Source organism: Williamsia limnetica, assembly GCF_003217475.1.
GTDB lineage: Bacteria > Actinomycetota > Actinomycetes > Mycobacteriales > Mycobacteriaceae > Williamsia > Williamsia limnetica.
Window position 1 is genome coordinate 170,365 of sequence record NZ_QJSP01000004.1, and the last position, 23,492, is coordinate 193,856.

18 protein-coding genes are annotated in these 23,492 nt (G+C 64.9%); 3 read left to right on the top strand and 15 right to left on the bottom strand.

Going from position 1 to position 23,492, the window contains the following annotated elements:
* Window positions 1-18: 18 nt before the first annotated feature.
* From DFR67_RS08140 to DFR67_RS08155, 4 genes are all read right to left on the bottom strand, one after another.
* Entirely contained in the window at window positions 19-1,818 is a 1,800-nt protein-coding gene (locus DFR67_RS08140; RefSeq protein ID WP_110469031.1) for an alkyl/aryl-sulfatase, read from the bottom strand.
* Between the two features lie 306 nt (window positions 1,819-2,124).
* Window positions 2,125-3,678, bottom strand: a complete 1,554-nt coding sequence (locus DFR67_RS08145; protein ID WP_110469032.1) for a succinic semialdehyde dehydrogenase — start codon at window positions 3,676-3,678, stop codon at window positions 2,125-2,127.
* An 11-nt stretch (window positions 3,679-3,689) separates the two neighbouring features.
* A complete protein-coding gene (gene rraA / locus DFR67_RS08150) occupies window positions 3,690-4,175 on the bottom strand; it encodes a ribonuclease E activity regulator RraA (protein ID WP_110469033.1) in 486 nt (161 codons plus the stop codon).
* 74 nt (window positions 4,176-4,249) lie between these two features.
* Window positions 4,250-4,495 carry an RNA-binding S4 domain-containing protein gene (locus DFR67_RS08155; RefSeq protein ID WP_110469236.1) on the bottom strand — a complete coding sequence of 82 codons (246 nt, stop codon included), beginning with the start codon at window positions 4,493-4,495 and terminating at the stop codon, window positions 4,250-4,252.
* Between the two features lie 116 nt (window positions 4,496-4,611).
* Between DFR67_RS08155 and lysX the strand changes: the two genes are divergently transcribed.
* Genes lysX through DFR67_RS08170 form a run of 3 tightly spaced genes read left to right on the top strand, consistent with a single transcriptional unit; the run spans window position 4,612 to window position 9,588 of the window.
* A complete protein-coding gene (gene lysX / locus DFR67_RS08160) occupies window positions 4,612-7,908 on the top strand; it encodes a bifunctional lysylphosphatidylglycerol synthetase/lysine--tRNA ligase LysX (RefSeq protein ID WP_425451262.1) in 3,297 nt (1,098 codons plus the stop codon).
* 31 nt (window positions 7,909-7,939) lie between these two features.
* Window positions 7,940-8,680, top strand: coding sequence for a hypothetical protein (locus DFR67_RS08165; protein ID WP_110469034.1), 741 nt, complete (start codon window positions 7,940-7,942; stop codon window positions 8,678-8,680).
* Between the two features lie 35 nt (window positions 8,681-8,715).
* Window positions 8,716-9,588 carry an alpha/beta hydrolase gene (locus DFR67_RS08170; RefSeq protein WP_245937815.1) on the top strand — a complete coding sequence of 291 codons (873 nt, stop codon included), beginning with the start codon at window positions 8,716-8,718 and terminating at the stop codon, window positions 9,586-9,588.
* Here DFR67_RS08170 and DFR67_RS30450 read toward each other — a convergent pair.
* The 11 genes from DFR67_RS30450 to DFR67_RS08220 all read right to left on the bottom strand — a co-directional run bounded on the left by DFR67_RS30450 (window position 9,578) and on the right by DFR67_RS08220 (window position 23,388).
* On the bottom strand, window positions 9,578-9,745 hold the full coding sequence (locus tag DFR67_RS30450) for a hypothetical protein (protein ID WP_158539926.1): 168 nt from the start codon (window positions 9,743-9,745) through the stop codon (window positions 9,578-9,580). The genes DFR67_RS08170 and DFR67_RS30450 overlap by 11 nt on opposite strands.
* A gap of 294 nt (window positions 9,746-10,039) precedes the next feature.
* Window positions 10,040-10,948: a cutinase family protein gene (locus DFR67_RS08175; protein WP_110469036.1), complete on the bottom strand. Its 909-nt coding sequence runs from the start codon at window positions 10,946-10,948 to the stop codon at window positions 10,040-10,042.
* Between the two features lie 111 nt (window positions 10,949-11,059).
* Window positions 11,060-12,526 (bottom strand): glutamate synthase subunit beta, encoded by a 1,467-nt coding sequence (locus tag DFR67_RS08180; RefSeq protein ID WP_110469037.1) that lies wholly within the window; start codon window positions 12,524-12,526, stop codon window positions 11,060-11,062.
* Entirely contained in the window at window positions 12,519-17,102 is a 4,584-nt protein-coding gene (gene gltB / locus DFR67_RS08185) for a glutamate synthase large subunit (RefSeq protein ID WP_110469038.1), read from the bottom strand. Before gltB ends, DFR67_RS08180 begins: the two co-directional genes overlap by 8 nt.
* A 335-nt stretch (window positions 17,103-17,437) precedes the next feature.
* Window positions 17,438-18,049, bottom strand: coding sequence for a response regulator transcription factor (locus DFR67_RS08190; RefSeq protein ID WP_110469039.1), 612 nt, complete (start codon window positions 18,047-18,049; stop codon window positions 17,438-17,440).
* Window positions 18,049-19,125: a sensor histidine kinase gene (locus DFR67_RS08195; protein WP_245937816.1), complete on the bottom strand. Its 1,077-nt coding sequence runs from the start codon at window positions 19,123-19,125 to the stop codon at window positions 18,049-18,051. Before DFR67_RS08195 ends, DFR67_RS08190 begins: the two co-directional genes overlap by 1 nt.
* Before the next feature lie 22 nt (window positions 19,126-19,147).
* A complete protein-coding gene (locus DFR67_RS08200; protein WP_110469041.1) occupies window positions 19,148-19,798 on the bottom strand; it encodes a PaaI family thioesterase in 651 nt (216 codons plus the stop codon).
* 54 nt (window positions 19,799-19,852) lie between these two features.
* Window positions 19,853-20,149, bottom strand: coding sequence for a putative quinol monooxygenase (locus DFR67_RS08205; protein WP_110469042.1), 297 nt, complete (start codon window positions 20,147-20,149; stop codon window positions 19,853-19,855).
* A gap of 49 nt (window positions 20,150-20,198) precedes the next feature.
* Window positions 20,199-20,999, bottom strand: coding sequence for an ABC transporter permease (locus DFR67_RS08210; RefSeq protein WP_110469043.1), 801 nt, complete (start codon window positions 20,997-20,999; stop codon window positions 20,199-20,201).
* Entirely contained in the window at window positions 20,999-21,928 is a 930-nt protein-coding gene (locus tag DFR67_RS08215) for an ABC transporter ATP-binding protein (RefSeq protein ID WP_110469045.1), read from the bottom strand. The genes DFR67_RS08210 and DFR67_RS08215 overlap by 1 nt, the downstream gene beginning before the upstream one ends.
* A 212-nt stretch (window positions 21,929-22,140) precedes the next feature.
* Window positions 22,141-23,388, bottom strand: a complete 1,248-nt coding sequence (locus DFR67_RS08220) for an HNH endonuclease signature motif containing protein (RefSeq protein WP_245937817.1) — start codon at window positions 23,386-23,388, stop codon at window positions 22,141-22,143.
* Between the last annotated feature and the right edge of the window lie 104 nt (window positions 23,389-23,492).

The window sequence follows — 23,492 nt, forward strand, 5'->3', positions numbered from 1 at the left end:
GGATGGGCAGGCACACCGCTACGGGGTGACGATGGTGAATGCCGGATCAGGATCGCCGGTCAATCCGACGATCGTCGAGATGGTTTTCGGATCGCCGTCCATCTCGATGCCGTCGGTTCCCGAGCCGGCGAGCAGTCCGAGCAGTTGCGCTTTGGTGAGGGTGACCACGAGGTCGGCAGGGTCTGACCGCCGGGTCGGGTAGTGGATGAGGACACCGTTGGACAGCTCCATCCGATAGGTGTCGCCGGAATCGGTGAAGTGCCAACGGATCGACGCCGCGACGCTCCAGGCACTGGGGCCGTCGATGCGGATGGCGAGGCTGTCGAAGACCTGCGTGATCGTCAGTGCGGTGGCCATACCTGCGGCGCTGACGTCGGCCGGGTGTGGTGGACCGTTGACCTCGTCGGCACCGACCAGGAAGTTGTTGCGCCACGTTGCGCACTCCGACCCGAATCCCAGTCGGGTCAAGACGTTTTCGAGGACTTCTCTTGCGCCGGCGTGACCCGGTTCGGCGAACACCGCGTGGCTGGCCAGTTCGGCCGCGAAACGCAGATCACCCTCCTCTGCGAACTCGGTGGCCTTCGCGACGGCGGCGTCGATCCCACCGAGGGCGCGAACATAACGGGCGCCGGACGCCTCCGGAGGGTGCTGCCACAGGTGCGCGGGATTGCCGTCGTACCAACCGAGGTAACGCTGGTAGATCGCTTTCACATTGTGGCTCACCGAGCCGTAGTACCCGTGGGTGTGCCATGCCGCATCCAAGGCCGGCGGCATGGGGAAGTCCTCGGCGATCTCGGAACCCGTGAGCCCACGGTTGAGCTGGCGCAGGGTCTGATCGTGCAGGTAGGCGTAGAGGTCACGCTGCTCGGTGATGAACCCGATGAGTTCGTCAGTGCCCCAGGTCGGCCAATGATGTGAGGCGAACGCGACGTCGGAGTCATACCCGAACATCTCGATGGCTTCGGCGAGGTACCGCGACCAGTTGCGCGCATCCCGCACCTCTGCACCCCGCAACGTCAACAGGTTGTGCAGGTTGTGAGTTGCATTCTCCGCCAAACACAGTGCGCGGTGATCAGGAAAGTAGAAGTTCATCTCCGAGGGGGCTTCGGTGCCAGGCGTCACCTGAAAGATCATCCGCACACCGTCGAAGGTCTCCTCCTGCCCGGTGTGAGTGATGTCGAGAGTCGGTGCGATCAGCCCGACGGACCCCTTCGACGTACTCGGTCCCAGGCCGGCTCCCAGGGTGCCGGTCGCGCTGACCTCGAGCACCATACCGGTGTGGTACATCCCTCGGCGGAGCATTGCCCCGCCGGCGTAGACGTTCTCGGAGACAGCGTGCTCGAGGAAGTGTTCGGGCGCGATGATCGGCACGTCGGTGTCGGCGTCGACAACGCCGAGCACCCCACCGAAATGGTCGATGTGCGAGTGGGTGTAGATCACGGCGCTCACCGGCCGGTCGCCGCGATGCTCGCGATAGAGCGCAAGTCCGGCCGACGCACATTCGGCGGACACGAGCGGGTCGATGACGACGACACCGGTATCGCCCTCGACGATGGTCATGTTCGACAGGTCGTAGCCGCGGATCTGGTAGATGCCCGCGGTGACCTCGAAAAGGCCGTGAATGGCGGTGAGCTGCGCCTGACGCCACAAGCTGGGGTTCACCGTATCGGGACAATCCCCCGTGGTGGCTGCCGCGAACCCGGCTGCGTCGTACACCACCCGACCATCGTCGGCGCGAATCTGCGCGGGCTCCAACGTGGCGATCAATCCACGATTGGCATTGTCGAAATCGGTGCGATCGGAAAAGTCGGCAGGCATGGCGCTCCCTCGCTGAAGTTGCACCACGCTATCGCAGTCAGCCGCTGGCCGTACATGTTTCGCGCACCTACTGATCCCACCCGGCCGGGATTAAAGAACTGTCTATTCAGCGTTCATCAATCCTTCGCACGTGCGTAAAAAGACATCACGATGAAATGCAGTTTTCCTTTCTCGGTATCGGGTCGCCCAACTCTTCCCATTGCACGTATTTCGTGCCTTTCATGTTCTTGCTGTCGATTGTTCGTCCCGATGTTGTTGCCGGGCTTACTGTCTGGGCGGTGCTGGTTCGGCGAAGCGCCGGCGTACCTACCGCCCGGGCAGGAACTTCAGCGACTTGATGAAGGTCGGCACGATGCGCAGGAAGACGCTCCGCGGAACGCCCTTGATTCCGCCGAGACCGATGACCCGCTGCTCGGCGATCGTCTGCGGTTCGGTGTATTTGAGCAGCCCCTCGGCGCCGTGGCGACGTCCGACCCCGGAGATTCCCATGCCGCCCATCGGAGCGGCCGTGGAACCCCAGGCGGCGGCGTAACCCTCGTTCAGGTTCACGGTGCCCGCCCGCAGTTCTGCGGCGATCTTGCGTCCCTCGTCCGACGTTCCCGCGAAGACACTGGCGTTGAGGCCGTATTCGGTGTCGTTGGCCCGCTTCACCGCCTCGTCAACGGTGTCCACCGGATAGACCGCGACCAGCGGCCCGAAGGTCTCGGCTGCGAAGCACTCCATGCCTTCGGCGACCCCGGTCAGTACGGTCGGCTCGTAGAAGAACGGGCCGAGGTCGTCGCGGCGGTTGCCCCCGGCCAGTACCACCGCCCCCTTCTCTTTCGCGTCCGCGACATGCGCGGCGACGGTGTCGACCTGGGCGGCGGAGGCGAGCGATCCCATCTCGGTGGTGAAGTCGTAGGCGCTGCCCAACTTCATCTCCGCGACCCGCTTGGCGAACTTCGCCGAGAACTCCTCGGCGACGGGGTTCTCCACGTAGATCCGTTCGATCGAGATGCACAGCTGCCCGGAGTTGGAGTAGCAGGCGCGCACGGCCCCCTCGACTGCGTTGTCGATATCGGCGGTCTTGGTGATGATCATCGGATTCTTGCCACCGAGCTCGGCGGAGAAGCCGATCAGGCGGCGGCCGCACTGCTCGGCGAGCGTTGCTCCGGTCGCCGACGAGCCGGTGAACATCAGGTAGTCCGCCTTGGCGACGATCGCCTGTCCCACCACGGAGCCCGGGCCAGGCACCACGGCGAAGAGCTCCTTGGGGAGACCGGCCTTGTACAGCAGTTCCACCATCGCCAGGGCGCAGTAGGGTGTCTGGCTGTCGGGCTTGAGGACCACGCCATTACCGGCCATCAAGGCGGCCAGCCCGTCGGACACCGCCAGCGTCATCGGGTAGTTCCACGGCGAGATCACGCCGACCACACCCTTGGGCTGATAACGAACCCGGGCGTCGGTCGCGAGCGGCAGCATGCCCTTGACCTTGCCTGCGGCGAGCAGCTTCGGACCGGTCTTGGCGTAGTGCCGCGCGGTCATCGCGACGTCGAGGACCTCTTCCTGGGCGTAGCTGCGAGCCTTGCCCGTCTCGGCCTGCGCCATGTCGGCCAGCGCGTCGAGATTCTTCATCACCAACGCCGCGAACTCGATGAGGATCGCCGCCCGCTCACGCGGCCACACCTGTGCCCACGTGCGTTGGGCGGCACGCGCGATCTCGAAGGCGGCATCGACGTCGGCGGCGGTTCCCACCGGGACGGTCGTCATCTCGGTGCCGCTGAACGCCTCGAGCACCGGCCGCGTCGGCCGGGATCCCATGTCGTCGATCGCGATGAGTCCGCGCAACCGGTCGAATGTCGCTGTGTCTGGTTTGGCCATGTCGTTTTCCCCTATTCCGAGGCGACGAGGACGATGCCGTCATCGTCGCTGTATGCCAGATCGCCGGGAGTGAAAGTGATGCCGCCGAGCTCGACCGGCACGTCTCGCTCGCCCGCTCCGGACTTGGTGGACTTGCGAGGATTGGTCCCGAGCGCCTTCACGCCGATGTCCAGGGTCCCGATGATCTTGGAGTCGCGGATCGCGCCGTTGACGATGATCCCTGCCCAGCCGTTGGACCGGCCCAGTTCCGCGATCACGTCGCCGACGAGAGCCGTGTGCAACGATCCGGAACCGTCGATCACCAGTACCCCACCGTTGCCGGGTTCACCGAGCACCTCTTTGAGCAGGGCATTGTCCTGCAGGCACCGCACGGTCGTGACCCGTCCGACGAACTCGCGCCGGCCCCCGTACTGGGTGAATTGAAGATCGCAGCTGCGTACGTCCGCGCCGATTTCGTCTACCAGATCGGCCGTCGCGACAAAGGTCGTCTCAGTCATGGACAACAGCGTAACGACTTGTACTTACTCGCCGGTAACCAACGGGTCGGAGCGGGCATCCACCGCCCGCCCGGTCACCAGTTGATGTCCGGCTCCGCGGCATCCCCGGACCCGACCTCTGCCTCGGTGCCGCCGATCTCCACCACGTCGCCGATCGCCAGTTGCCGGCCGCGGCGGGTCTCGATGTCACCGTTGACACGCACCAGTCCGTCGGCGATCACTTCCTTCGCCTCGGACCCCGATTCGATCAGATTGGCGAGTTTCAGAAACTGGCCCAGACGGATGGTGTTGTCGCGGATCGGAATTGTTTCTCGGCTCACCGTTCAATCATGGCACCGCCACGATAACGTTACGTCGGACCAGCCGTGGAAAGGCAACACCTGTGAGCGTGGATTTACCTGAAAGCCAAGAAGTGGCAAGGCCAACCGAGCATCACGTGGTGCGCCGAACTCCCCCGTCGGGTTTCTTCAAGAACGCGCCCCGGCACACGAGCTGGGTCGTCGGCGTCCTCGCCGGGATATCCCTCATCAGCAGCCTTTCTGTGCAATTCCGACGCCTCACCGAAGTACCTCGCACGTACGTCGACAATTACATTGTCGTGGCCCCCGATACCAGTTTCGCGTGGGCATTCGTGCTGGGACTGTTGGCATTTGCGCTTGCCTCCCGTAAGCGGATCGCCTGGTGGCTCACGGTTGTCTACATTCTGTTGTTCGGCACGGCCAACGTCATCTACCTCTTCGAGCCCTTCGCCTCCGACAACGGCGTCGACACGGTTGTCCGGGTCAACATCTTCATCGGCCTGGCGATCCAGTTGCTCGCGCTCGGCTACCTCGTGGCCAGCTACCGGCAGTTCTATACAAAGGTCCGCAGTGGCGCGATCTGGCGGGCCCTCGGCGTTCTCGTCGCAGGCCTCGTCGCCGCATCTCTCATCGGTTGGGGCCTGGTCGAGATCTGGCCGCGCGACCTGAAGCAGTCCGAGCGGTTGCCGTACGCGATCAACCACGTGGTGACCTTCGGGTCGATCGACGTGTCCACCGACTTCGACAACCACCACACCTACGCCGCGCTCGAGACGTTCCTCGGCCTCCTCGGGGCCTTGGCGCTCATCGCGGCCGCGCTGATCCTGTTCCGATCGCAGCGCTCGAGCAACTCCATGACGCCCGCGGACGAACGCCTCATCAGGTTGCTGATCGAGGGATACAGCGGCGACGATTCCCTGGCTTTCTTCTCCACCCGGCACGACAAGGCGGTTGTCTTCGCACCCAACGGCATGGCCGCGATCACCTACCGCGTCGAAGTCGGGACGGCCATGGCCGGCGGAGACCCCATCGGCGACAAGAAATACTGGCCCGACGCGGTGGCCGAGTTCATCAAGGTCTGCGATGAATACGGATGGCATCCGGGCGCCATCGGCGTCAGCCTCCACGGGGCCGAGGTCTGGGAGGCCGCACGGTTCACGACGCTCAACATCGGCGACGAGGCGATCGTCCACACCCGCGGATACAACCTCAACGGTCCGGACATGAAAGCTGTCCGGCAGTCCGTCGCCCGCACCAAGCGCGCAGGGATCACCGTGCGCATCGCTCGTCACGAAGACCTGAGCGACGAGCAGATGGCTGCGATGATCGCCCGCGCCGACGCCTGGCGCGACACCGACGAAGAGCGTGGCTTCTCCATGGCGCTCGGCCGACTCGGCGATCCGCAGGACGGTCGATCGATTCTCGTCGAAGCGGTGCAGAACGCGGGCACAGACGACGAGAAGGTCGTCGGCATGCTCTCGTTCGTGCCCTGGGGCACCACCGGCGCCTCGCTGGACGTGATGCGCCGCGACCACAACTCGATCAACGGGCTCACCGAGACCATGGTGACCGAGTTTGCCGAGAACGCCGAAGCCTTCGGCATCCTGTACATCTCCATGAACTTCGCGGCCTTCCGCGCCGTATTCGAAGAGGGCGGCCAGATCGGCGCCGGCCCGATCATGCGCACGATGTACGGCGCGCTGACCTTCGCGTCCAAGTACGTGCAGATGGAATCGCTGTACAAGTCCAACGCCAAGTATCAGCCGCAGTGGGTGCCGCGCTTCCTCTGTTTCGAGGACGCCCGGACGGTGCCTCGTGTGGGTCTTGCCGCCGTCGTCAACGAGGGGTTCGTCAAACTCCCCAAGTTCGGTAAAGGCCGGGACTTCACCGGTCAGGCGTCGTCCATCCCCGACGGGGTCGACGTGGATGCCGTGGCTGCCGAGATCGCCGGCATGGAAAAGGCCGAGCATCGTGGCCCGCGGCGGCCCGAGCAGGTTCGCGTCCGGTTGGCCAAGCTCGAACAGCTCACCGCCGCGGGCGTCGACGCCTATCCACCCGCTTACCCGCCCACCCACACCATCGCCGAGGCGGTCGCCGCTCCCGAGGGGACGACGGGCAGGATCGCCGGGCGCGTCATCCGTATGCGCGACTTCGGCAAGGTGGTCTTCTGCGACCTCCGCGACTGGAGTGGCGACATGCAGGTCCTCGTCGATGCGAGCGCACTGCGTCCCGACACCCTCGACCTCGCGAGCACGGTCGACCTCGGCGATCTCATCGAGGTCAGCGGTGTCGTCGGCCGCAGCCGCAAGGGCGAGTTGTCGCTGCTGGCCAAGGACTGGCGGATGCTCGGCAAATGTCTGCATCCCTTGCCCGACAAGTGGAGTGGCCTCACCGATCCCGAGGCCCGCGTTCGCCAGCGATATGTGGACCTGACGATCAACACGAAGGCGCGCGAACTCATGCGCGTGCACAGCGCCATCGTTAAGTCGATGCGGGACTATCTCGGTGGCCGGGACTACATGGAGGTCGAGACCCCGATCCTCCAGCAGATCCATGGTGGCGCCAATGCCGCACCGTTCCGTACCCACATCAACGCCTACGACCTCGACCTCTATCTCCGCATCGCGCCGGAGCTCTATCTCAAGCGGCTGTGCGTCGGCGGCCTGGAGCGGGTCTTCGAGATGGGTCGCAACTTCCGGAACGAGGGCGTGGACTTCAAGCACAACCCGGAGTTCACCAGCCTGGAAGCCTATGAGGCACATAGCGATTACGACCGGATGCTGCATCTGACCCGAGAGATGATCCAGAAAGCCGCGGTCGCAGCGCACGGCGAGCAGGTCGTCTACATCGAGGGCAAGGACGGGGAGATCGAGAAGGTCGACATCTCCGGCGAGTGGCCGGTGAAGACGCTGCACGGCGCGGTGTCGGAGGCGATCAACGAGGACGTCACCCCGTACTCCGACGTCGACACCTTGAAAGCGCTGTGCGACAAGCACGACATCCCGTACCGGAACGACTGGGACGCCGGGCAGGTGGCGCTCGAGATGTACGAACATCTCGTCGAGGACCAGACGACGTTCCCGACGTTCTACAAGGATTTCCCGACGTCTGTGTCGCCACTGACGCGTCAGCACCGGACCATCCCCGGGGTCACCGAACGCTGGGACCTGGTGGCATGGGGTGTCGAACTCGGTACCGCCTACACCGAACTGACCGACCCGGTGGAGCAACGCAAGCGCCTCACCGAGCAGTCACTGCTGGCCGCCGGCGGCGACCCCGAGGCGATGGAACTCGACGAGGACTTCCTGCAAGCCCTCGAGCACGGGATGTTCCCGACCGGTGGTCTCGGAATCGGTGTCGACCGGATCGTCATGCTCCTCACCGGGCAGTCGATCCGCGAGACCCTCGCGTTCCCGCTCGCCAAGCCGAAGTGACAGGGGCCGACCTCTGCGGGGGTGTAGGGACGTGAACTGGTTCACCGAACACATCGTCGACACCGGCCGGTCCGCCGCTCTGGTGGCGATGGTCGGGTTCATCATCACCTACGGGATCACCCGCTCGATCACCCGGAAGATCAAGGCCCGCAGCGCGACACCTGCGCCGGAGGGCGAAGAGTCCGGTGGCGCCGTCAACGACATCTATATCGGTGGGGTGCACATCCACCACCAGGTGTGGGGAATCTTGCTGATCCTGGTCGCGGGGCTGCTCGAGTTCCGCTTCCAACCGGACTCGCCGTGGCGTGAGGTGCTCGCCGCGATGTTCGGAATCGGTGCGGCACTCGCTCTCGACGAGTTCGCGCTCTGGTTGCATCTCGAGGACGTCTACTGGTCCGACGAGGGACGCAAGTCGATCGACGCGGTGATGATCGCCGCAGTGGTGGGGCTGGCACTCCTGGTCGGCACCACACCGCTCGGCATCGAGGGCAATCCGGGGAACGCCGTCGGCGTCATCTCCATCGCCATCGCGGTGCTGATTCACGTTGCCTACACCATGGTGTGTCTGCTGAAGGGCAAGCTCGCCACCGGACTGATCGGCCTGGCGGTACCCGCACTGGGCTTCATCGGCACCCTCCGTCTGGCTCACCCCACCTCGTTCTGGGCCAAACGGTTCTACTCGCCGAAGAAGATCGCGCGCGCCGAGAAGCGATACGAGGTGTACGTCAACCGCCGCGAGAGGATGCGCGATCTCGTCGGGGGCCGTGAGTAGCCCGGTCGACGCCGGCACAGCCTAAACTGGCCCAGGTGCAGCCACCCGGGACCTTTCACACCGTTGCGGGTATCCGAACCCATGTGGTGGTCGACGGTGCGGGTCCGCCGCTGCTGTTCCTGGCAGCGTTGGGCGGCAATTGGTTCGACTTCGATCAGGTCACCGAGATCCTGTCCGAGCGCTGGACGGTCATCCGGTACGACCGGCCGGGGTACGGCCTCTCCGATTCCCTCCCGGCCGGGCAGATCCCGTCGATCGCGGACGAGACCGCCCGAATCGACGCCGTCCTCGACGCCCTCGGGATCACCGAGCCCGTCCTGCTCGCCGGCCATTCGCTGGCGTCCCTCTATGTCGAGGGCTACGCGAGAATGCGGCCGGATCGGGTCGCCGGCGTGATCATGCTCGACGGTTCGTACGTCATGCTGCCGCTGCAGCTGGTCCCGCCGAGCTGGAGCAACGGGCTCGCGCACCTGGCGGCGCGTGTCATCAAAGCACTGCGGCTACCCCGTTCGGTGGTGGTTTGGGGACATGCCCTTGCCACCAGGCCCGGCCCACCCGATGGATTCACCAAAGCGCAGCGACTCTGGATCGCAGAGGTCTACGGTGGGACGCGCTATCCGCGGGCACTGCTGGTGGAGCAAGCGGCCTTCGGGGTGCTGAACTCAGAAGTGGTCGCGCTGCGACATACGCATCCGCTGTCTGTTCCCGCGTTGGTGGTGTCCGCGCTTCCCGCGCGACGAACACCGGTGCGATTGTTATGGAACTGGAAACAGGAGCGGTACGCACGGTTCCTGGGGGCCCGGTACCTGCCACTGAGCCCAGCGCGACACTTCTTCGTGGTCCAGCAGCCGACGCTGGCAGCCGAGCTGATCGACGGTTTCGGCGCCGAACTCGTCGTCAGAGGTTGAAGCTGCGGAGCTCGTCCGTGGTGACGAGCCGTTCGCGGTTCTCGGGCAGCCGGCGGGCTAGACGTCGGTGGGCGATATAACCATCGGACCCGAAGATATGCGGGGTCATTCCGAGCAGTTGAGTGCGGCGGCGGGTGCGGGGGTTCGCCAGCTTCACGACAGATCACATCCTGTTTAATGCTGTGGATACTCTTTTCGATACTTTATGTCGCTCACCGGTTGACCGCCAGCCAGAAACACAAGTATCCCTCGCGATATGTGTCGTGATGACCAAAAGCCTTGTTACTCTTCGCTGGTCAACGCGATATCGGTCTCCGAACGCTGTGACGTAGCACACGTTACGCCCGCAAAGACCACTTGGTCGGTAGCACACGCGGGCAAACCACATCTGCCCCAGGAATCACAAGGATCTGTCAGTCAACCGACAACGTCGGTGACGGTGGTGGGTGAGTCAGGCCAGACCGGCGAGGTAGTTCTGTGCCCACTGGAGTGCGGTCACGCCGGGCTCGACCTGGAAGCGCGCGTAGTCGCCATGCGATCCGGACTGCAGGAAGCGGTTGAACGCAATGATCTGTGCGCGCGCCTTCTCGTTGCTCAGCTCATTGACCAGTGCACCCGGTCCACCCCTGGTCACCAGCTCGCTGACGATCGCCCAGGCCTCTGCCTGGTACTGACCGAGCTGATCAGGGTTGGGGTCGCTGGTCTCTGCCAGATAGCCGGCGATTCGCGAGACGTAGTAGTCGCGCGGGATGTTGCAGTATTGGTCACCGGGCTCGCAGATCGTGAAGGTGCGGTCGCTCACCCAGCCGAACCCGCCCTGACGGGGCCCGCCGTTGCCTTCACCGGTCAGCTTCGGACCGATGAGCGCATCCTTTTTGGTGCGTCGCGGATCAGAGATCAGCACGGCGCCCGCGAACTGGCTCGGCTTGATGACGCCGCGGCGAGTGCCGACCTCCGCGGCGAAGTCGCCTGCCGCGTCTGCGCCCTGGCTGTAGCCGATGACCGCGATCTTCGTGCCGGGGCACCGGTTGGTCATCGTGATGGCCAGCCCCTCGGCGTTGGCCACGGCCTGAGCCTTGGACTTGCCGTAGATGCTGCCGCCGGTCTCCCAGGGGAACGCGGTCGCGTTGTAACCGACCAGCTGCACCCGCGTCTCCGACCCGAGGCCGGACGTCGGGTACGAGAGCATGCCCGGCACCTGTCCGTCGGCCGAGTTCTCCCAGGTTCCCGGGATGGCCAGGACGTAGAGCTCCGGGCAGTCTGCGGGGTCGGCGATCGCCGCCGGTGCGGATAAGACGCTGACGGTCCCCGCCGTCAAGATTCCTGCCGCCAGAGCACTGACCCACCGCCGCACACGCATGTACTTTCCTTCACTCATTGATCGCGCCGGGCAGTTTCCCGCCCACTACATGACTCGCCAAGCTCCCCGAACCGAAATCATCATTGCAGTTCGGACTCGGTTTCGCGAGTCCTAGCGCTGCGGCGCCTGCGTCGGGACAATCGGCGCGGGGAGCAGTGTTTCGCCGGTGAGGAATCGGTCCGCTGCGGCGGCCGCGGCCCGTCCCTCGGCGATGGCCCACACGATCAGCGACTGACCACGGCCCGCGTCGCCGGCGACGAAAACACCGGGCACAGTGGTCTCGAAAGCGTCGTTACGCTTGACGTTTCCGCGCTCGTTGTAGTCGACACCGAGCTTGTCGAGGAAGTCGGCGCGCTCGGGCCCGATGAAGCCCATCGCGAGCAGGACGAGATCAGCCTCGAGTTCGAAGTCGCTGCCGTCGATCTTCTCGGGGCGGCCGTTGTTCATCATGACCTCGTGCGCGCGCAACCCGGCGACCTTGCCGTCGTTGCCCACAAATTCCTCAGTGTTCACCGAGAACACACGTTCGCCGCCCTCTTCGTGGGCTGACGAGACCCGGAACATCAGCGGGTACGTGGGCCACGGGGTCGAATCGGCGCGCTCGTCCGGCGGCCGCGGCATGATCTCGAACTGGTGCACGATCTCGGCGCCCTGCCGCAGCGAGGTGCCGAGGCAGTCTGCGCCGGTGTCGCCGCCACCGATGATGATGACCTTCTTGCCCTTGGCCGTGATCGGCGGCTGGCCGTCTTCGTCCAGGATGTCGTCGCCCTGCTGCACCCGGTTGGCCCACGGCAGGAATTCCATGGCCTGGTGGATGCCGTCCAGCTCACGTCCGGGAATCGGCAGGTCGCGGCCCTGGGTCGAACCGTTGGCGAGGATGACGGAATCGAAATCGGCGCGCAGCTGCTCCACCGTGAGATCGACACCGACGTTGACGCCGGCACGGAACCGCGTCCCCTCGGCTTCCATCTGCTCGAGGCGGCGATCGATGTGCCGCTTTTCCATCTTGAACTCGGGAATGCCGTAACGCAGCAATCCACCGATCCGGTCAGCCCGCTCGAACACCGTCACGTCATGACCGGCGCGGGTGAGTTGTTGTGCCGCTGCCAGTCCCGCAGGACCGGATCCGATCACGGCAACCGACTTGCCGGTCTTCTCCGACGGCAGCACCGGCGTGACCCAGCCCTCGTCGAAGGCGTTGTCGATGAGTTCGACCTCGACCTGCTTGATGGTGACCGCAGGCTGGTTGATGCCGAGCACACACGATGCCTCGCAGGGCGCCGGGCACAACCGGCCGGTGAACTCCGGGAAGTTGTTGGTCGCGTGCAGGCGTTCGATACCGTCGGCCCAGCGATCCTTGTACACCAGGTCATTCCACTCGGGAATGAGGTTGCCGAGTGGGCAACCGTTGTGGCAGAAGGGGATACCACAATCCATACAGCGGCTGGCCTGGGTCTTGAGGGCATCGCGATCGAAGTCCTCGTACACCTCTTTCCAGTCCATCAACCGCAAGGGCACCGGCCGCCGCTGGGGCAGCTCCCGCTCGGTGTGCTTGATAAAGCCTCTTTGATCAGCCACGTGCGGCCTCCATTACTGCCTCGTCCACATCGCGTCCGTCCTTCTCGGCCGACGCGATCGCCTGCAACACCCGCTTGTAGTCCTGGGGCATCACCTTGACGAACTTCTGAGAGTTGTTGTCCCAGTCGTTCAAAATGCGCTCGGCGACCGGCGATCCGGTCTCGTTGCGGTGCTTGCCGACAATGGCCTGGAGGAACTCGAGATCCTCGTCTTCCAGCGCCTCGGGCAGCACCAGTTCGGTGTTCAGGTTGTCTTTCAGGACATTCGCCGGGTCGTACACGTAGGCGATGCCGCCGGACATGCCGGCCGCGAAGTTACGCCCCGTCGGTCCGAGCACCACGACACGGCCACCGGTCATGTACTCACACCCGTGGTCGCCGACGCCTTCGACGACTGCCGTCGCGCCGGAGTTACGGACGCAGAAGCGCTCGCCCACCACGCCGCGCAGCAGGATCTCGCCGCCGGTGGCGCCGAATCCGATGACGTTGCCGGCGATGATGTTCTCTTCTGCCACAAAGCCTTCAGGCGCGTTGTCCGCGGGGCTGACCACGATCCGACCGCCGGACAGGCCCTTGCCGACGAAGTCGTTGGCATCACCCTTGAGACGCAGCGTCACGCCCTTCGGGACGAAAGCCCCGAAGCTGTTGCCCGCCGAACCCTTGAAGTCGATGATCACCGTTCCGTCCGGCAGCCCGTTGGCGCCGTAGTTCTTGGTGATCTCGTGACCCAGCATCGTACCGACAGTGCGGTTGACGTTCGCGATCTCGGACGAGAAGCTGACACGCTCACCCTTGTCGATGGCGGCGCGCGCCTGGGTGATCAGCTGCTGATCCAGCGCCTTGTCCAGGGCGTGGTCCTGACTGCCGGAGCAGTACAGATCCTGGTTCATGAACGGCGAATCCGCTTGCGTCAGAATGGCCGACAGGTCGAGCTTGCCTGCCTTGGCCGACTTCCAGTGGTTCAGTGCCTTCGCCGTGTCGAGCATCTGCACCTGGCCGACGGCCTCCTGCAGCGTCCGGAAGCCGAGTCGAGCGAGCAGCTCCCGAACCTCTTCGGCGATGAAGAGGAAGAAGTTCTCGACGAACTCGGGCTTACCGGTGAACCGCTCACGCAGGATGGGGTTCTGCGTCGCGACACCCACCGGGCAGGTGTCGAGGTGGCAGACCCGCATCATGATGCAGCCCGAGACCACCAGCGGTGCGGTGGCGAACCCGAACTCCTCGCCTCCGAGCAACGCTGCGACGACGACGTCGCGTCCGGTCTTCAGCTGGCCGTCGACCTGCACGACGATGCGGTCACGCAGTCCGTTGAGCAACAGCGTCTGCTGCGTCTCGGCCAGGCCGAGCTCCCACGGACCGCCGGCATGCTTCTCACTCGTCAGCGGCGTCGCACCGGTGCCACCATCGTGGCCCGAGATCAGCACCACGTCGGCGTGCGCCTTCGACACGCCAGCGGCGACGGTCCCGACACCGACCTCGGACACAAGTTTCACGTGAATCCGAGCTGCCGGGTTCGCGTTCTTCAGGTCGTGGATCAGCTGTGCGAGATCTTCGATCGAGTAGATGTCGTGGTGCGGCGGCGGCGAGATCAGTCCGACACCGGGTGTCGAGCCGCGGACCTCGGCGACCCACGGGTACACCTTGTGCGGCGGGAGCTGTCCGCCCTCACCGGGCTTGGCACCCTGGGCCATCTTGATCTGGATATCGGTGCAGTTCGTCAGGTAGTGCGAGTTGACGCCGAAGCGGCCTGATGCGACCTGCTTGATGGCACTGCGCCGCCAGTCACCGTTCTCGTCGTGCTCGAAGCGGCGCACGTCCTCGCCGCCCTCCCCGGAGTTCGAACGGCCGCCGAGACGGTTCATCGCGATCGCCAGCGTCTCGTGGGCCTCGGCGGAGATGGAGCCGAAGCTCATCGCACCGGTCGAGAACCGCTTGACGATGTCGCGGGCCGATTCGACCTTGTCGATGGGGATCGGGTCGCGGTCGTCGAAGTTGAAGTCGAAGAGCCCCCGCAGCGACGCCATGCGCTTGGACTGGTCGTCAACGAGCTTCGTGTACTCCTTGAACACCGAGTACTGACCGGTGCGGGTGGAATGCTGCAACTTGAAGACGGTGTCCGGGTTGAACAGGTGGTATTCGCCCTCACGGCGCCACTGGTACTCGCCGCCGACCTCCAATTCGCGGTGCGCCCGCTCTTCGGGGCGGCCCGTGAACGCCACGGCATGCCGGATGGCGACGTCGGCCGCGATCTCGTCGAGACCGATGCCACCGAGATGCGACCGCAGCCCGGTGAAGAATTCGTCGACGGTGTCCTGGTTGATGCCGATGACCTGGAACAGCTGAGCGCCGGTGTAGGACGCCAAGGTGGAGATGCCCATCTTGGACATCACCTTGAGCACACCCTTGCCTGCGGCCTTGATGTAGTTCTTCTGGGCCGTCTTGTAGTCGAGCCCACCGAGCGCATCACGCAGCGCCATGTCCTCGATGGTCTCGAGAGCCATGTAGGGGTTGATCGCGGCGGCACCGAAGCCGACGAGTGCGGCCATGTGGTGCACCTCGCGGGCGTCACCGGCCTCGACGAGGAGCCCGACCTGGGTGCGGGTCTTCTCGCGGACGAGGTGGTGATGCACGGCCGAGGTCAGCAACAGCGACGGGATCGGGGCAAGGGTCTCGTCCGACTCACGGTCCGACAGGACCACCAGACGGGCACCGTCGGCGATCGCTTCGGAGACCTGCCTGCGGACGTCATCAAGGGCCTTACGCAATCCGGCGCCGCCGTCGGCGACCGGGTACAGGCCACGGATCTGCACGCTGCGGTAGTCGGCGAACCGCTCGTCCTCGCCGAGACGTACGAGCTTGGCCAGGTTGTCGTTGTCGAGGATCGGCTGGGGCAGCACGATCTGCTTGCACGACTCGGGGCCCGGGTTCAGCAGATCGGCCTCGCGACCGATCGTGACACCGATGCTGGTGACGACCTCTTCCCGGATGGCGTCGAGCGGCGGGTTGGTGACCTGCGCAAACATCTGCTGGAAGTAGTCGAAGAGCATCCGGGGACGCTGCGAGAGAACCGCGATGGGAGTGTCGGTACCCATCGAGCCGATCGCCTCGGCGCCGGTCCGGGCCATCGGCTCGACCAGCAGACTGATCTCCTCGGTGGTGTATCCGAAGACCTGCTGACGCAGTTTCACCCGATCGTGCGCCATATGGCTGTGCGGCTCGCCGGGCAGGTCGTCGAGGTGCTTCATGCCCTCATCGAGCCATTCCTGATACGGGTGCTCGGCGGCGAGCTCGTCCTTGATCTCGTTGTCGTCGACGATGCGACCCGCGGCGGTGTCCACCAGGAACATCCGACCGGGCTGCAGGCGCAACTTCTGCACCACGTCGCCGTGGTCGATGTCGAGGACACCGACCTCCGACGCCATCACGACCAGCCCATCCTTGGTGACCCAGATGCGGCTCGGGCGCAGTCCGTTCCGGTCGAGGACGGCGCCGATCAGGGTGCCGTCGGTGAAGCAGACCGACGCGGGGCCGTCCCAGGCCTCCATGAGCGTCGAGTGGTACTCGTAGAAAGCCCTGTGCTCCGGCTTCATCGACTCGTGACGCTCCCAGGCCTCCGGGATCATCATGAGCACGGCGTGCGGCAGAGAGCGCCCGCCGAGGTGCAGCAATTCGAGCACCTCGTCGAAGCGCGCGGTGTCGGAGGCGCCTTCGGTGACCACGGGGAAGATCTTCTCGCCGGTGCCCTCACCGAACACGCTGGTGTCGATGAGCGCCTCGCGGGCGCGCATCCAGTTCTCGTTGCCGGTCGCGGTGTTGATCTCACCGTTGTGGGCGACGCGGCGGAACGGGTGGGCCAGCGGCCAGCTCGGGAACGTGTTGGTGGAGAACCGCGAATGGACCAGGCCCAGCGCGCTCTCGACTCGATCGTCCTGCAGGTCGACGTAGAAGCCCCGCAGCTGCGGGGTGGTCAGCATGCCCTTGTAGACAAAGGTGCGTCCCGAAAGACTTGGGAAGTAGACCGTTTCGCGGCCCGGGCCGTCCTGTCCGGCGCCCTTGTTGCCGAGTTCGGTCTCGACCCGCTTGCGGACGACATAGGCGCGTCGCTCGAGGTCGTCACCGGAGGCTCCCGCGACGAAGATCTGTCGGAACGTCGGCATCGCGTCGCGGGCCAGAGCGCCCAGTGAGCTCTCGTCGATGGGTACGTCGCGCCAGCCGAGCACAGTGAGGCCTTCGGACGTCACGACTTTCTCGACGCCGTCGCATGCGGTCTTGGCATCGCCGGATCCCTGCGGCAGGAATGCGATGCCGGTCGCGTAGGAGCCCTCGGCGGGCAGATCGAAGTCGACCACGGCGCGGAAGAACGCGTCTGGGACCTGGATCATGATGCCGGCACCGTCACCGGTGTTCGGCTCCGCGCCGGCTGCACCTCGATGCTCGAGGTTCACCAGTGCCGAGATCGCCTTGTCGACGATGTCGCGACTGCGTCGACCATGCATGTCGACGACGAACGCAACACCGCACGAGTCGTGCTCGTTCTGCGGATCGTAGAGCCCTATGGGGCCGGGAGCGTGCTTCATACTTTTTCGCCCTTAACATCGCACCCACGTGGGGCGCACCGTTTCAGCAGAGGATACGGCATGTGAGCTGGGACTTACCCTGTCGGGCAAGCCTAGAACCACGTCCACCAGCGCTGACACTCCACAGGTGGGCTGCACCTCTTACTCCAGGCCAGCGCCGTTGCTGACCGCAGATGATCGGAAGATCATTGCACGGAGGATCACCCCGGCAATGAGCATCGAATCATTTTCTCACGCCACCCTCGTCGTATTGAAATCGGCGAGCTCGAAAGCCCTCCGACACGGGCCTGCAGAACTCGACTTACAGGCGCAAAAGGGGTAGCGGAGCCCGCTGGTCAGAGCCAGCCCCGCTGCTGGGCGATACGGGCGGCCTGGGCCCTGGTCTCCGCACCGGTCTTGCCGATTGCGCTGGACAGATAGTTGCGCACGGTTCCCGCCGACAGGTGGACCTGCGCGGCTATCTCGGCCACCGGCGCCCCGGCCAGGGCGATGGTGAGCACGTCGCGTTCGCGTTGGGTCAGCGGATTGCCTCCGGCGGTGAGGCTTTCCGTCGCGAGCGTGGGATCGATCACCCGCAGGCCGGCATGGACGCGGCGTACCGCGTCGGCCAGTTCGGCGGCGGGGGTGTCTTTGACGACAAAACCCGACGCGCCTGCCTCCACCGCCCGACGCAGATATCCCGGCCTTCCGAAGGTGGTGACGATGAGGGTCCGGACCGTCGGGAGTTCGGCGTGCACGAGTGCCGCCACCTCGATCCCGTCCGCGCCGGGCATTTCGATGTCGAGCAGGCAGACGTCGACGGCCGCCCCACGGGCCGCATCGAGTACCTCGTCGCCTCGCCCCACCTGCGCCACCACGTTCAGGTCGGGCTCCAGGCTCAGCAGCGCGGCGAGTGCTCCGCGAACCAGTGCCTGATCGTCGGCCAGCAACAGTCGTATCTCACTCATCACACCTGCACCTCGATCGTTGTGCCTGTTCCCGGCTCCCCGGCGACACGCAGGGTGCCCCCGGAGGCATGGACGCGTTCGCGCAGCCCGCGCAGGCCATTCCCGTCGGCTCGGCCGGTCAAGCCGACGCCGTCGTCAGAGATCCGAATCATGTTCTCTTCCAGCGTGACCCACGCTTGCGTAGCACCCGAATGGCGAACTACGTTGGTGGCGGCCTCGCGCAGCGCCCAGGCGAACAGGACCCGGTGGGCCGGGTTCACCACCTCGACATCACCGGGCAGGGACGGCTCGATCTGAGCCGCCACGAGCGCGGTGCGGGCCGAGAGCAGTTCGGTGGCCAGATCCGGCGAACGCAGCCCCCCGACCGTCGCCCGGATCTCGGCCAAGGCCTCGCGTGAGATTCGATGCAGATCAGCCAGTTCCGCTTTCGCCGCGTCCGGATCGACGTCGACGAGCCGGCCCGCGAGCTCTGATTTCACCGTCATCACGGTGAGAGAGTGGCCGAGGATGTCGTGGACGTCGCGAGCAACCCGTTCCCGCTCCGCCACCACTGCCAGCTGCTCGTTCAGTCGTCGTGACGCTGCGACGGTTTGCTCACGTAACTCCTCCCGGGACCGCAGAACGCGGACAGCGAGCAGCGTCGGGCCGACCACCAACAGCATCACCACGATGCCGGTGTCGACGGACCAGCCGGTGACGACCTCCGGCGCGATGATCGCGGCGCCGAGCAAGACCACACAGGTCGCGACCGCGATCGGCAGAGCGAACGCGAATGCCGACACCGCCATCAGATACGGCGCGAGAGAGAACACGTCCTCGCCGAGTGTCACCATCGCAGCTGCTGCCAGAGCGATCAGCAGCACGAAGACTGCGATCGATCTGCGTGCCCGTACCTCTTCTGGGAGATCTCGCCGAAACAACACGTAGACGCAGGCGAGCACATAGACCAGCGCGAAGCATCCGAGCACGATCAGGGTGACGATGCGCTCGGTTCGACTGAGCGTGTCCGAGGACACCACCGACGCAATGGGGTAGATCAGGAACAACAGCCAGACGGCGGCAAAGCCCCACCGCACGTCTCGCCACAGGTCGAGGCGACTAGGTCTGCGTCCCCCAGAGGTTTCCTTCGCCGCGGGCCCACTTGGGGACGATGAAGACCCCGCTCGCCTCCACGGTGACTCCTTCGGCATCAGAGATGCTCCCCACGACGAAGGTCTTGTATTCCTCGTCGCGGTCGATTCGCGCCTCGACCCGAAGATGCCCCAGCGGTGTTGCGCGCAGGAACTTGATCTCGATCGTCCCGGTGAGGTTGGTCCGGCGCCCGAAGCTGCCGGTCTCTCCGAGGATGTGGTCGAGCAGCAGGGCAGCCACACCACCGTGAACGAGGCCGGGAGGGCCCTCGTAGGCGGCGCCCAGGTCGACTTCTGCCCACGAGCTGCCCTCCCCGTCGTGATTGATCACCATCGGCGGCGCCGCGGCGTTGCGTAGTCCTACCGCCGCATTGCCCCACGCCATGCTCTTGCCCGTCGGAGTGACGCGCACCCCGTACGGACCGTCGAGTTGTTTTGTCCGCAGTCGCGCGGTTGCCGCCTCGATCTCGGCCTGCACGCCGAGGAGCGTGTCCTCGTCGACCTCCGTGCGGATGGTCGCGTCCACCAGGTCACGAACAGCCTCGGTGAACGAGCCGTACAGGCCACGAAGCCGGTCGAGTTCTGCGTCGTCGACATCCTCTTGCGCGAAGTGCAACATGCAAGAACTAGAACATGTTTCTGTTTTGGTTGTCCAGGATCAAATTCGCAGAGGTCAGATGTTGTCGTCGGTGTGGTACGACGTGAGGCTGGGAGCGCCTGCCAGCAGCGGGCCCAGTTCGGTGATCGCACCTTCACCCGCCCGGAACTCGCGGTACTTCGCGTCCTGTTCCACCGACGCCCACCGCTCGAGGATCACCCAACGCGTCGGATCCGCCGCATCGACGAGGACCTCGACGGATTCGCATCCGTCGAATGCCCGTGTCTCGTTCAGAGCCCGCTTGAACACCGCCGTCGCTTCTTCGAGGGCTTCGGGCTTGAACTTGACTTCGAGGAGGGCAGTGAGGGACATGTGGACTCTCCGGTTTGTGGTTGCGACGTGTGGTCCCTGTTGAAGTTACCTACTGACGCGCCGTGCTCTTGCGGTAGTAGTGAATTGCCGCATATCCGAAGATTGCTGCCCATGCCGCAATGTTCACGAAGCACACCAGCAGCGAGATGTGATCGCCGTATGCGGTGACGCCCCCGGTGATCGGGTAGTTCGCCAGTTGGCTCACCCCGAACATCGGCGTGAACATGGAGAACGTCAGCATCGCGCCCTTGAGCGGGACGAACACGTTGCCCGCGAAGGCCAGCAGGGTCAGGACCCCGCCGAGCACCTGCGTCGCGGCATCAGATCGCAGGGCGCTGCCGACCGCCAGGCCGAATGCGGCGAACAGCCCCGAACCGAGCCACCCCAGCAGGACGGCGGCGACCCAGTCGCCGATCGGAGCACTCGCTCCCGTGGCGACTCCGACTGCCGACAACAGGATCAGAGGGAGCGCTGCGACGGTCAGTGCCACGAGCACTTTCGACACCACATAGGCGGCTGGTGTCATGGGCGTCATCCGCAGTGTTCGTGTCCAGCCGGCCTGCTGTTCCAGGGCCACCGATGCCGCAGTGGTGGTCGTGGCGAGGATCGCACCATAGATCGCCATGTGGATCATGACGTACGCCGCGGTGTCCGCACTGCCTATCTTGTCGCTGCCGTAGTCCGCGGTGGCCCCGAAGATGAGGTACATCAGGGTGGGCACGGCCAACGTGAAGATCGTTGCTCGTCGGTTACGCATCACCCGGCTGAGGTCGAGGCGGACATACGTGGTGGAGAAGCCTCGCTGGACTGCGTGCCGCGAGCGAGCGGTCGGGGTGGTCAGGGTGGTCATCAGCTGATCCTTTCGGGGGTTGCGGTCTGCGAGTGCTCGCTGGTCAGCGCGACGAAGGCGTCTTCGAGGTTGTGAGAGGTGATCTCGACCTCGCGAGCGCCCGTCGCGGTGAGCAGATGGCGGGCCAGCGCATCGGAGTCGGGCGTATGGAGGTGGTGGCGCCCACCGCGCTCGCTGACGTCGGTCAGTTCCGGGAACGTCGCGCGGACCATTTCGAGATCGTTGGGATTGAGGATTGCCGAGACGGTCCGGCCGCTTGCCTGGGCGCGGATACTCGCCGTCGATCCGTCCGCGACGATCTGACCTTTCGCCACCATGACGATGCGGTCGGCGAAATCGTCCGCCTCTTCCAGGTAGTGGGTCGCGAAAACCACGGTCCGGCCGCTCTGGGCGTCGGCGCGCATCGTCGCCCAGAAGGACCGACGTGATTCGACGTCCATCCCGGCTGTCGGTTCGTCGAGCACGATCAGGTCGGGATCGGGCAACAGCGCCAATGCGAACTTCAGTCGCTGCTGCTCACCACCGGAGCACTTGGAGACCTTGCGGTCGGCGATGTCCGTCAGCCGGGCTCGCTCGACGACCCGGTCGACGGCGGCGGCTGCCCCGAAGGTGCCTGCAACGATGCGTACGGTCTCGGCAACGGTGAAGTCGGGCAACAATCCCCCGGTTTGCATGACGGCGGCGATTCGTCCGTTTCCCGCAGCTGTCACGGGATCGGTACCGAAGACTCGGACGCTCCCCGAATCCGGTGTGGACAGTCCGAGCATCATGTCGATGGTGCTCGTCTTGCCTGCGCCGTTCGGGCCCAGGAACGCGACTATCTCGCCCGCCCCGATGCGCAGGTCTATGCCGTTGACAGCCCTGACGGGCCCAGTGGATGAAGCGAACGTCTTTGTCAGTCCGCTCAATTCGATTGCGGGTGTGTTCATGAGAAGAACATTGCTGCATCCGGGACGGGCCCACCCACTGCCGATGTCACGAGAACCGCATGACAGATGTCATGCCGCTGCTATCTCCCGTCGACGGAGAGGATCACACTATGGAGTTTTCAAACATCAAGCCGCGCAGGGGTTGACCTGTGCTGCGGTAGTACCTTCGCGCTGCGTCGTCGTGTGGAGCTTCTCGTGAACTTGTGGGCCGTTTAGGCGGCGAGCGGTTCGTTGGTCATGGTGCGTGTGGCATGGGACCGCATGGGCGTGCTGGTGCCGGGTTTGATGAACCAGGGGTGGCCGTCGTGTCCGAGGAACACGGTCCAGCCTTTGTGGTGGATGTAGTTGTGATGCCGTCTGCACAACAGAACTGTGTTGGTCAGGCTGGTCTCACCACCGTGACTCCAGAACGTGATGTGATGGGCATCGGTCCAGCCGGCGGGGCAGCCGCAGCCGGGGAACGCGCAGCCTTTGTCCCGGGCGATGAGGGCTTTGCGAATGGCGGGTGTGACCGTCCGAAACTCACGCCCCACCTCCAGGGGTACGGCGTTGTTGTCGAGCAAGATCTTGGTGATCACCGAATCACACGCGGTCATCTGCGCGGTCGGCACCGAGACCGGACCCGTCCACTCGAACGTCGCGGGCGCGGTCGGGACTTTCGCGCCCACGATGCCGTTCATCTGAAACGCCAGAAGCTGCTCCGCCGAGACGGTCATCGTCACCCGAGGTTTGACGCCGCCTTCGGTGGGCCGGTCGTGGTGGGCGAAAAACACGTCCAGGATTTTTCCGAGGGCTTCGGCGAGACGCTGCGAGGTGCTGCGCGGGTCGGGTGACCCATCCGGTTCAGGCACGGGCTTGGCCAGCGGACGCAACGCGGTCGCCAGTTTCTCCCCGAGGGTTTTGTCCACGTCCAGGGTGCCGTGGGTGCGGCCGTCATCGCCGGTACCGAACGACACCTCGTTCAGCTCATCATTCTCCGCATCGGGCACTTCTTTGTCCGGCGGCGACAAGGCGATCGCCATCTCATGGGCCCGTTCAATGACCGCGGCCGGCGTCGAGATACGGGCCTCGGTCAACAACCCACGGACACAGTCGTCCCGATCGGACTCCGACAGGTCCGGGTCGCGGCGGTCGATGTGATGCAAGCCTTTGACGATGGCGTCCACGTGCTCCCCCGACAGAGTCCCATCCACGGCATACGCAGCGACCGAGGGAATGGAGCCGAGGGCGCGACCGACCCGTACGTAGCGGTGCGCGACAGCCGGTGATACCTGCACCGATTGCAGCAATGCCGCGGTCGAATCCGCACCGAGTGTCTTGGCCACACCACGCTTGTCGAGATCAGCGGTGAACCGAAACAGCAATGCGTCCAACACATTCTTCGCCCGCAGCGCGCACACCGTCTCCTCCGACAACGCCACATCGTCGAGCGGCGCGAGCAGCAATGGATCAGCCGCCATCGTTGATAAGTGTTCGAACAACCCCCGAAAGTTCATGACTCAAATCTACTGCAATCTCGGCATTCGCACAAGGGTTCGAATGTATCGATTTCATTGTCTTACAA